Below are 9,582 nucleotides of genomic sequence, written 5' to 3'. Positions count from 1 at the left end.
AGTCACGCCTCCACTCACGCCGCGCCTGTGTGCCCAGTCCGTGAAGGCCTCCTTGAGGGACCCTGGGTCCCTCAAGGAGGCCTTCACGGACTTCGGATCAGTAGGTACATAGGACAGGATCGGACGGACGACACGCTCGCGGCCGAGGCCCTAGAACTGGTCGTAGAACGCGGTCTTGATCGCGACGACGGCCTTCTCCGTCTCCCGGAACCGTTCCCGTGCCCCGTCCGAGTCGATCAGCTGCACGAGACGCAGTCCGAGCTGGTCGGAGTGGGTCAGCGAGAGCGGGGACGCGGCAGCCAGCGGGCGGGACTTCGCGTCGTGCACGTGGTGCGGGTAGTAGAAGACGGACTTGTCGCCGAGCACCGGGCCGATCCGGCGCCACAGCTCGCCGTACTCGACGGAGACCAGCACCTCGCCCCAGAACCGCAGGATCGTCAGCAGTTCGACGTCGGAGTGCTTCGAGTCGCCCGCCGAGGAGATCAGCTCCATGGTGGTGTCGAGGCAGGCCGTCGTGGCCAGCGACCGCCGGGACCGCACCAGCTCTTCACGCGGGAAGCCGAGGGCGAGGATGTCCGTCATCAGGTCTTCGCGGTGCGAAGGCGTGCTGCCGGGCGAAGAGTTGTCCGGGTATTCCTCGCGGATGATGACGCGGGCGATCCTGACGGACTGTTCGTCGGTGAGCAGGTCGATCGCCAGGTCGTACGCCATGGTGAAAGCCAGCGACAGGAAACGGCGCTGCGTCAGGACCGTCCCCAGGTCCTCCGGCGAAAGATCGACGGCGTCCCGCAGCACCGGGTGATTCCGGAACCGCTCGATCAAACCGTCTTCGAACTCGTCAAGGTCTCGCATCACTACACCTCTTGCTCAGAAACGGATCATGTCGATACTGCGGTTCCAGTCGCCGAGATCGACGTCGCGGCCGATGTCCCACAACGTGTCGAGCTCGCGCTGGATCTGCTCGCCGAGCACGGTGTCGTGCGTGCCCTCGATTTCGAACTGCGGCGAATTGATCGCCAGCTGGCCGTGCAGGAACATGCTGACCAGGTAGCGCCCGTCGGCCCGGTACACCGAAACCGAAGCCTGCGAGTTGAACACCCGCACCTTCAGGTTGCCCTGCCGTTTCGCCAGCCGCCGGTGCAGCCGGGAAAGCGTGTCCAGGCAGCTCGCGATCCCCGTGCTCACGAAGGCGTTGCCCGCCCCGTCGGACCGGCCCAGCGCCGCTTCACGCAATCCCACCAGCATCGAGTTCGGATGCAGCAACATGATCCGCACTTCGGCCCGGCGCTCGACGATGGCGGTTTCCAGTTCGTGTTCCAGCAATTCCAGGTTCGGGATCCAGGTGTTCAGGATCGTCACCTGTTTGGCCTTCGCGACCCGGGCCGCGAACGCGTCGTCCGGAAAACGTTTGTGCACTTCGACCACGCCGCCGTAGTGGGTGCGGCGGAGGCTCGAGGCGATGGTGTCGATGTCGAGACCGGCGAGGCGGTCGCGGATGTCTTCCAAGGCACGCAACGGGGTCAGCTCGACGAGCAGCACCACGACCACCCCGCTGACCATGATCAGGGTCAGGGTGGTGATGCCCTTCGGCGCGACTTTGTCCAGCCAGCCGAGCGCTTCCGCGATCCCGACCACGAAGCCGACCACCGCCAACCCGCCGAGACTGAGCAATTCGAGCCAACGACGCATTCTGCGGAGCATTCACCCTCCGGGATCCGGCAGCCTGTGCCTCATGTTCTCACGATCCGAGAGGTCACTGTGATCGGGGTCACCGGCTTGGCGCAACGGTGCTTTTCCCACGGAATCCCCGAAAACCACGGAACCGGGCGCGGGAATCCGCGGTGAAAGTCCTCAATCGTCGCCCGACTTGTACCTGCGCTGGAGTTCTTCGTCCTGCTCACGCGGCGCCTTCTCCACCCAGCGCCCGTGAACGAGGTCGTTCTCCGTGTAGTCCGCCCGCCGGGAGGCCCAGCCCGGCAGCATGATCTTGCGTGTCCCGCCCCGGCTCCGATCGCGCAGATCGGTGAGCACGGCGATGCCGATCACCATCAGCAGCACCCCGAGCGCTATCCATATTCCGACCATGTCCGCTCCCCCGCAGATGAAGTCGTTTTCTTCAGGTTAGCGCGGCGCGAGATGCCGGGACACGGGATTTCCGCCGCCGCGCCCGCCGCTTTCTTGCTCCGTTCGGGCTAGCCCGGCGGGCGTAGCCGGGTTCAGCCCACGCGACGAGGCGACGGCGGCACCCGCCGCCATAAGGTGACGACGTGCTCGGTGAACGACTCGATTCCTGGCTGCGCGGACACGGGCCGCTCGTCGACGCCCTGATCGCGCTGCTGCTCGCGGCCTGCTGTGTCCTTTTAGGACTCTTCGTCCGGGCGGAGGCCGCGTATTTCCTGTTCTCCCTGCTCCTTTCGCTCCCGCTGGCCTTCCGGCGGCGCAACCCCGCGGTGTGCGCGGCCTTGGTGCTGGGAACCGCCGGCGTCCAGTGGCTCGCGATCCGGAACGACGTCGGCGCCCTGCCCGCCGACCTCGCGGTACCGCTGGCGGTGCACGCCGCGGCGGCGTACGGACCGCGGCAGGCGGGTGGCGCCGCGCTCGCGCTCGGCCTCGCCGGCGCCGTGCTGGGCGGGCTGAGCTGGCCGATGCTGCCGTCGACGGCGACCGCGCATCTGCTCGTCGGCGCCTTCCTGGCCAGCACGGTGGTGGCCGCCTGGGCGACCGGGACGTTGCGCCGGGTGCGGCTTTCCCAGCGCGAGCAAGAGGCGAGGCTCGCCGTCCTCGCGGAACGCAACCGCATCGCCCGCGAAATGCACGACATCGTCGCCCATTCGCTCGCGGTCGTGATCGCGCAGGCCGACGGTGGCCGGTACGCGGCTTCCCCCGAGGCCGGCCGGTCCGCGCTGGTCACGATCGGCGAATGCGCCCGTCAAGCACTGGGCGATCTCCGGCGGGTGCTCGGCGTCCTGCGGGACGGTCGGGCATGACCGCCCCGGTCCGGGTCCTGCTGGCCGACGACCAGGCGCTGGTCCGGGCGGGCTTCCGGATGGTCATCGAATCGCAGGAGGACCTGACCGTGGTCGGCGAGGCGGGCGACGGTCTCGCCGCGCTGGAGCAGGCCCTGCGCCTGAACCCCGATCTGGTGCTGATGGACGTACGGATGCCGGTGCTCGACGGCATCGAGGCCACCCGGCGGGTGCTCGCGCTGGCCCGCGCGCCGAAGGTCCTCATGCTCACGACGTACGACCTCGACGAGCACGCGCTCGCCGCGATCCGGGCCGGGGCGAGCGGCTTCCTGCTCAAGGACGCCACCCCGGAGGAACTCCTGGCCGCGATCCGGACGGTGCACGCCGGGGACGCGGTGATCGCCCCCACCACCACCCGCCGGTTGCTGGACCGGCTGGCGCCCCCGCTCGACCCCGGCGCGGCCCGATCGGCGGCGACGCTGACCGGGCGCGAACGGGAGGTGCTGGCCGGGATGGCCCGCGGCTGGTCCAACGCCGAGATCGCCGAGCGGCTGGTGGTCGCGCCGGGAACGGTGAAGACCCACGTGGGCAACATCCTGGCCAAGCTGCGGGTGCGGGATCGCGTCCAGGCGGTGGTGCTCGCCTACGAAGCGGGTGTGGTCCGGCCTGGCGAGCGGTGACGGGCACAGGTCACGTCGGTCCGGGGCAGGGCTCCGCCGAGCAAATACGACTCGACCGTTTCGGTGACGCAGGGCGTCCGGTCGAAGAGGTAGACGCCGTGCCGGAAGGCGCCGTCCAGCGTGACCATGCGTGATCCGCTCAAGGCTCGGCGCAGGGCCAGCTGCCCGGCATACGGCGTGACCGGATCCCCCGAGGCGCCCACGAGCAGCGCGGGGCGGTCGTCGCCGATCGGGACGGGCGCTTCGGTGGGCGAGACGGGCCAGAACGCGCAGGGCGTGATGTGCCGCGCCAGCGGGCCGAACAGCGGCTCGGCGGCCAGGTGTGCCTGGATGTCCCGGTAGTAGCTTTCGGGATCGCGGGACGCGGCACGGTCCGCGCACTGGTTCGCGACCGTGGCGCTGAACCCGAACGACGGCTCGACGTCCGGGTCGGTGTACAGGGAGAGCTTCCACTCCTGCGTGGGTGTCGGTGTGACGGCGAGGCCGCGGGAGGCGTCGCGCAGTACGACGACCTGGGCGCTGAACTCCGCGTAGAAAGCGTCGCTGTCGTCGACGGTGAGCAGCAGTCCGGGGATCATCGCGGCGTCGATCCGGTGACCGCCGACGCGCAACGGTTCGCGGGAGGCGGCGCGGGCGATCCGGCCGACCGTGGCCAGTACCTCGCCGGCGGTGGCGCCGAGGTGATAGCGCCCGTCCCGGCGGGCCGCCCACTTCGCCCATTCGCGTAGGGCCGCGGCGTCCGCCGGAGCGGTTTCCCGGGTGAGGGCGGGACCGGCGGCTCCGGGAGCGGCGGCGCTGTCGAGCACCATCCGCTCGACGCGCTGGGGAAAGAGCCCTCGGTAGACCGCGCCGAGGTGGCTGCCGAAAGACCAGCCCAGGTAGGAGATCTTCGCCTCCCCGAGGGCGGCCCGCACGACGTCCAGATCACGCGCGATGTCGCGGGTGGACGCGTGCGCGAGGAGGTCGCCCCGGTCCGCGCACCGCGCCGCGAGATCCCGCGCGACCGCCACACCGCGTTCGAAGGAGACGCGGTCCGGACTCGCCAGCTGGGCGCTGTGCAGGTACCGCCCGGTGGGCCAGCCGCATTCCAGCGGCGCGCTGAGCCCGAAGAACCGCGGATCGATCCCGACCAGGTCGTACCGCGCGGCGAGCGACGGCGCCCCGGACGGGACTTCCGGTGGCAGACCTTGTGCCAGCAAGGCCACGCCGTCGCGGGACGGGCCGGGACCGCCGGTGTTGACCATCAGGGTGCCCAGACGGCGCGCGGGGTCGGTCGCGGCACGGCGGGCGACGGCCACCGAAAGGGTGCGGCCGCCCGGATCGGCGTGGTCCAGCGGAACGGTGACCTCACCACAGCTCGCCCCGGCCGCCGCGAGCCGTTCCCCCGTCTCGTCGTCCGGCCCGGACCGGCAGTCGTGCCAGTCGATCCGCTGTGCCGGGGAAGCCGCGACCGGTTGCCCGGCGCTCGCCAGTAGCGCGATCGCGATACCCGCGGCGAGTATTTTCCTTCGTTTGGTCATCCCTGGACGCTAAGCGCGGAAACTCGCGAAAACCTCTGCCCTCAGGCCGAAATCCGCTCCTCGCGGCTGCTCCCGGAGGCATAGGGTGCCCGGCGGAAAGGGGCGGCCAGGGTCGGCAGGATGTGGCGGCGGTTGTGGATCAGGGCGGCGAGCGCGATGACCGCGTAGACACCGCAGAGGACGTAGCGCGCGGTCTGGCCGGGCAGCGCGAACTGCACCGCGAACAGGCCGAGCAGGGTCCAGGCGGCCCAGCGAGGGAAACGCAACGCGAGCAGGGCGGCCACGCCGAGCAGGGTCTGGGTGGCGGTGAGGAGGAATTCCTCGATCTGCCGGGCGTCCAGCCGCAACGCGGTCCCTCCGCCGCCGAAGACGTAGGCGATCGGCAGGCTGCCGACGAGCAGCGTCCATTGGTTGACCTTGCTGGAAAGCAGCGTGCCGATCGCCGCGTCACCCTTGCCGCGGAGCGCGAACAGGATCGCCACGATGAACTCCGGCGCTTCCGACGCCAGCGGCGCGAGCCATTGCACGAGCAGGAACCGGTCGATGCCGAGTTCCGTCCCGACGGCGATCAGGTTGTGCGCGAACGGTTCCGCACTGGCGAGGATCACCACGGCGGCGAAGACGAACAGCGTGATCACCAGGATCCGGCGAGGCCGCTTGGACAGCCCGCCGAGGGTGGCGGCGGGGCCCACCAGCTCGGGTTCGCCAGGCTCGGCGCGGGAGACCTTCCAGAGGTAGAACACGAAGAACCCGAGCAGCGCGAAGCCGAGGACCAGCGAGATCTGCCCGGTCCCGGGGATGACGAAAGCGACGATCGAGGCGATCGCGAGGAATCCGAGCTCGACCCGGTACGGCGAATCGAGGACCAGCTCCCGCACGGTGGCGCCACTGCGTTTCTTCGCGACGGCGAGGCCGATCAGCACGACGGTCGACCAGCCGAGGCCGAGCAGCAACCGGTTGGAGCCGGTCATGTTCGCCGCGGCGTAGGCGACGTACTCGGGATTCGAACCCGCCGTGTAGGCGAAGTACAGGTCCACCGCGTACTCGGGGAGCACCGCGATGACGGCCAGCACGGCGATCGCGAGGCCGCCGGAGATGTCCACCTGCGCGGCTTCCGCCGCCCAGGCCAGCAGGAACGACGCCGCGACGACGGCCAGACCGAAGAGCAGCAGACCCACCACCGCCCCCGGTTCGGCACCTGAGAACCGCAGGACGAGCGCGGGCAGGGTGAGCGCGGCGCACAGGCCGATCGGCCTCAGTCGTTTGACGATCACGGACCGAGATTCCCGGCGGCGACCGGGTTACCACAACCGTTTCCCTCTTCCCCTGTCCGGCGAGAATTCCCTTGCGGGGCAAGGAAAAAGGAAGATCGCCATGCCGAAATCCGGAGGTCGTCCCGCCGGAGTACCCGGGCTGATCTGCTCCGACGCCCGGCACGCGGGCCGGGATGGCGTCGCGCTCGACCGGCCGGCGTCCAGGCCCTCCGGCCCGGACAGTGTCACTGATCACCTTCACCCGAAATGACGGAATCCCCCGGCATCCGCGGATACCGGGGGATTCCGGGGGCGGTCAGCCCCGGGCGTTCGGGTCGATCACACCGCCGGCCAGTCCGGTGGCGGCGTCGCCGAAGGCACCGGCGGAGTCGACGGCACCCTGACCGGCCGCGGTGGCGGAGTCGACGGCACCTTGTCCCGCGGCGGTGGCCGAGTCGACGGCGCCTTGTCCCGCGGCAGTGGCGTTCTCGGCGAGCCCCTGTCCGGTCTCGGCCACGTCGCCGGCGGACTGGGTGACCTGGTCGGCGGCGCCGGAAAGGTCGACCCCGGTCAGTTCGCTGACCTTGTCGCCCGCACCACCCAGCAGCTCGGCGGCCTTTTCCTTCAGCGAGTCGAACAGGCTCATCAGGGGTACTCCTCGGATCGGTCGTGCGGAGGCGGCTGAAAGTTCACCGTACAGGACAAATCGGGCACGGTGCGCAATCGCGGTCACTCCGGACAGGTGAACTACCGAGAAGTGCTCAGAGACAGGGCGGCTGATAGCGATCGATCGCGAGGCCGCGGAAGTCGATCTTGTTGGGCGTCTTGCCGACGAAGACCAGGCCTCGCGCCTCGGTGAGCGCCGAGGCGAAGGAGTAGTCGGGCTTGCCCAGCTCAGGCAGCGTCGTCCACGCGTCGGGAGCGAAGCTGAAGAACTTCTTGACCATTTTCCCGCCCGTCGACGGCACCTTGGTCAGCCATTTGTCGCCGCCGCTCCAGTGCGAGGCCGGGCGAAGCTGGACATAGAGGTCGTCGGTCGCGCTGTAGGTCATCCAGAAACCGGCGGACTTCGAGAGATCGGCCTGCGCCTCGAACTTGTTCCCCAGCCAGACGACGACCACGTGCCACTCCGCTTTGAGGAAGGCCACCTTCGCCGCATACCCGCCACGTTCGCGGACGAGCAGGCTGCCGGTCGCCGGGACCGTGGTGCCCTCACCGGACGCGAGCCATTGCTGCAACCGGTCTATCGACGGGGTGGCACATTCGCAGACATGCCGCGACGGGGCCGCGTTCGCGACGGCGCCGGGGCCGATCAGCGAGGCCAGGAGCACCGACGCGATCACCGCGAGCGTACGACTGAAGGGGACTCTGGATCCTCCGCGCATTCCCGGAAGCTAGCACAACGATCACCGGAAAACCTTCGCACAGCGGGAAAGTACAACACTATGCCCCACTCAGCGGAAACTGTCCTTTGTGGAGTAATACCAGTGGCCGAAGTGGTCCACCGCCCTCGCCACGCAAGCCCGTGAAGGCCTCCTTCCCTACCTTCAGAGTGACGCCCAGTGTCCCGAAAGTGGCTTTCGCGACGCTCGATGCCGCCGGGACCACTGGGTCGAGGCGGTCGTGACGCGAAAGCCACTTTCGCAACCTTCAACGTTGCGAAAGTGGCTTTCACAACCTCCCTGACCAGCGGAGAGGCGACTTCGCCGAGACCCTGACCTTCAGAGTAGGAAAAGAGGCCTTCACGGACTTGCGACCGACCGACGCGCGCCGTCGGTCAGCAGGGCGTCCAGTTCAGCCTCGAACAGCAAGGCGGGATCGAACCCCATGCCGGCGAAGTGCCCGGCCAGTTCGAGGGACAGCACGCCGTGGAGCCGCGTCCAGAATGTCACGGCTCGGCGCAGCACCGCGGCCGACACCGGCAGCCCGCCCGCCCACTCGCGGTGTTCGTCGAGATGCGCCTCGAACGGCGTGGCCGGTCCGTCGTCCGAAAAAGCGGCGTGGACCTCCAAAAGCACGGTCATGATCTCGTTCGAGATCCGCGTGGTGTCGTCCGGCGCACGGTAGCCGGGGATCGGCGTGCCGTAGACGAACAGGTAGCGCTGCGGATCCGCCAGCGCCCAGTCCCTGATGGCGTGGGCGACCGCGAAAACGCCACCCGGCGCGGCGGCTTGCACGACGTCGGCGAGGCTCCGGTAGGCGTCCCGGATGAGGTCCGTGATCAGGTCGTCGCGGCTGGGGAAGTACCGGTACAGCGCGGGGCCGCTCATGCCCACGTGCTTGGCGATCGCGTTGAGGGACAACGCGGACACGCCCGTCGTGGCCAGCTGCTCCCACGCGTACCGCTTGATCTCCGCGCACACCTGAGCCCGGTAGCGCTCACGCGAGGTCTTCCCGTCCGCATCCATCGCCACTCCCCTCGGCCCGGAAGTTAGAGGCTATCACTTTTCCTATTGACACTCACCCCATCGGAGTTATAGCTTCTAACTATCGCAATAAGCGCTAGCCAAGGAGTAGGACGATGACGAACACCAAGCCCCGCCGACGCACCGCCGTGCTCGCCCTCCCGCTGGCCCTCGGCCTGCTGGGCGGCGCCGTGACGCCCGCACAAGCCGCCACCGCGAGCGCGCCGCTGTCCTGCCAAGGCAAGACCATCGACACGAAGGCCCCGATCCACTACCGGACCGAGACCTTGATCAACGCGCCCCTGAGCAAGATCTGGCGCTTGCAGACCGACGTCGAGCGCTGGCCGTCCTGGCAGAAGCCGGTGCTGACCAACGAGCGACTGGATTGGGGCCCGCTCCGGAAGAACTCGCGGTTCCGCTGGACCACCCCGGTGCCCGCCACGGCCGCGACCCCCGCCACCACGCTGTCGATCACCTCGACGGTCCATCAGATCCAGCGCGGTCAGTGCGTCCGCTGGAGCGGGCCCGCGATCGGCGACGGCCTCCGCATCGACAACGGCGTCCACGTCTGGAACTTCACCGAGGTGAAGGGCGGCGTCCTCGTCCGCACCGAGGAGAACTGGTCCGGCGCCCAAGTCGAGGCGGATGTACCGACCTCGACGCGGTTCCTCGGCATGGGCCTCGAAGCCTGGCTGAAGGACCTCAAGACCACCGCCGAAGCCCACTGCTGACCGAATCCGAAACCCCAGGAGGAAATC

General features: G+C 69.1%; 11 protein-coding genes. 3 read left to right on the top strand and 8 right to left on the bottom strand.

All coding sequences use genetic code 11. The features are described from left to right. Positions 1-150: 150 nt before the first annotated feature. The 3 genes from ACFWMR_RS23360 to ACFWMR_RS23350 form a co-directional block, all read right to left on the bottom strand. Positions 151-852, bottom strand: coding sequence for a hypothetical protein (locus ACFWMR_RS23360; protein ID WP_093933402.1), 702 nt, complete (start codon positions 850-852; stop codon positions 151-153). A gap of 15 nt (positions 853-867) precedes the next feature. Next, positions 868-1,701 carry a hypothetical protein gene (locus ACFWMR_RS23355; protein ID WP_244199608.1) on the bottom strand — a complete coding sequence of 278 codons (834 nt, stop codon included), beginning with the start codon at positions 1,699-1,701 and terminating at the stop codon, positions 868-870. Positions 1,702-1,851: 150 nt separating this feature from the next. After that, the gene (locus ACFWMR_RS23350; RefSeq protein ID WP_378379881.1) at positions 1,852-2,085 is read right to left on the bottom strand and encodes a hypothetical protein; all 234 of its coding nucleotides are present in this window, start codon (positions 2,083-2,085) and stop codon (positions 1,852-1,854) included. 182 nt (positions 2,086-2,267) lie between these two features. Between ACFWMR_RS23350 and ACFWMR_RS23345 the strand changes: the two genes are divergently transcribed. Further along, positions 2,268-2,987 (top strand): sensor histidine kinase, encoded by a 720-nt coding sequence (locus ACFWMR_RS23345; RefSeq protein WP_378379880.1) that lies wholly within the window; start codon positions 2,268-2,270, stop codon positions 2,985-2,987. Further along, entirely contained in the window at positions 2,984-3,646 is a 663-nt protein-coding gene (locus ACFWMR_RS23340) for a response regulator (protein WP_378379879.1), read from the top strand. The genes ACFWMR_RS23345 and ACFWMR_RS23340 overlap by 4 nt, the downstream gene beginning before the upstream one ends. Here ACFWMR_RS23340 and ACFWMR_RS23335 read toward each other — a convergent pair. The 5 genes from ACFWMR_RS23335 to ACFWMR_RS23315 all read right to left on the bottom strand — a co-directional run bounded on the left by ACFWMR_RS23335 (position 3,610) and on the right by ACFWMR_RS23315 (position 8,827). After that, entirely contained in the window at positions 3,610-5,166 is a 1,557-nt protein-coding gene (locus ACFWMR_RS23335; RefSeq protein WP_378379878.1) for an alpha/beta hydrolase, read from the bottom strand. The two genes, ACFWMR_RS23340 and ACFWMR_RS23335, sit on opposite strands and share 37 nt — an antisense overlap. Before the next feature lie 41 nt (positions 5,167-5,207). After that, positions 5,208-6,440: a sodium:proton exchanger gene (locus tag ACFWMR_RS23330; RefSeq protein ID WP_378379877.1), complete on the bottom strand. Its 1,233-nt coding sequence runs from the start codon at positions 6,438-6,440 to the stop codon at positions 5,208-5,210. 295 nt (positions 6,441-6,735) lie between these two features. Continuing rightward, positions 6,736-7,065 (bottom strand): hypothetical protein, encoded by a 330-nt coding sequence (locus ACFWMR_RS23325; protein ID WP_093938371.1) that lies wholly within the window; start codon positions 7,063-7,065, stop codon positions 6,736-6,738. A gap of 115 nt (positions 7,066-7,180) precedes the next feature. After that, positions 7,181-7,762, bottom strand: a complete 582-nt coding sequence (locus tag ACFWMR_RS23320; RefSeq protein ID WP_378379882.1) for a hypothetical protein — start codon at positions 7,760-7,762, stop codon at positions 7,181-7,183. Positions 7,763-8,161: 399 nt separating this feature from the next. After that, complete coding sequence (locus ACFWMR_RS23315; RefSeq protein ID WP_378379876.1) at positions 8,162-8,827, bottom strand: TetR/AcrR family transcriptional regulator; 666 nt, start codon at positions 8,825-8,827, stop codon at positions 8,162-8,164. Between the two features lie 113 nt (positions 8,828-8,940). On the opposite strand from ACFWMR_RS23315, the gene ACFWMR_RS23310 reads away from it, so the two are divergent. Further along, positions 8,941-9,555, top strand: coding sequence for an SRPBCC family protein (locus ACFWMR_RS23310; protein WP_378379875.1), 615 nt, complete (start codon positions 8,941-8,943; stop codon positions 9,553-9,555). The last annotated feature ends 27 nt before the right edge of the window (positions 9,556-9,582 follow it).

It is taken from the genome of Amycolatopsis thailandensis, assembly GCF_042723255.1.
Lineage (GTDB): Bacteria > Actinomycetota > Actinomycetes > Mycobacteriales > Pseudonocardiaceae > Amycolatopsis > Amycolatopsis thailandensis.
Note: the sequence above shows the minus strand (reverse complement) of the source record. Positions and strands in the feature narration are given on the sequence as shown.

Excerpts from the sequence above, each read along its gene's own strand:
- ACFWMR_RS23315 (WP_378379876.1), bottom strand. The coding sequence starts at position 8,827 with ATGGATGCGGACGGGAAGACCTCGCGTGAGCGCTACCGGGCTCAGGTG.
- ACFWMR_RS23350 (WP_378379881.1), bottom strand. The coding sequence starts at position 2,085 with ATGGTCGGAATATGGATAGCGCTCGGGGTGCTGCTGATGGTGATCGGC.
- ACFWMR_RS23360 (WP_093933402.1), bottom strand. The coding sequence starts at position 852 with ATGCGAGACCTTGACGAGTTCGAAGACGGTTTGATCGAGCGGTTCCGG.
- ACFWMR_RS23335 (WP_378379878.1), bottom strand. The coding sequence starts at position 5,166 with ATGACCAAACGAAGGAAAATACTCGCCGCGGGTATCGCGATCGCGCTA.
- ACFWMR_RS23325 (WP_093938371.1), bottom strand. The coding sequence starts at position 7,065 with ATGAGCCTGTTCGACTCGCTGAAGGAAAAGGCCGCCGAGCTGCTGGGT.
- ACFWMR_RS23340 (WP_378379879.1), top strand. The coding sequence starts at position 2,984 with ATGACCGCCCCGGTCCGGGTCCTGCTGGCCGACGACCAGGCGCTGGTC.
- ACFWMR_RS23355 (WP_244199608.1), bottom strand. The coding sequence starts at position 1,701 with ATGCTCCGCAGAATGCGTCGTTGGCTCGAATTGCTCAGTCTCGGCGGG.
- ACFWMR_RS23310 (WP_378379875.1), top strand. The coding sequence starts at position 8,941 with ATGACGAACACCAAGCCCCGCCGACGCACCGCCGTGCTCGCCCTCCCG.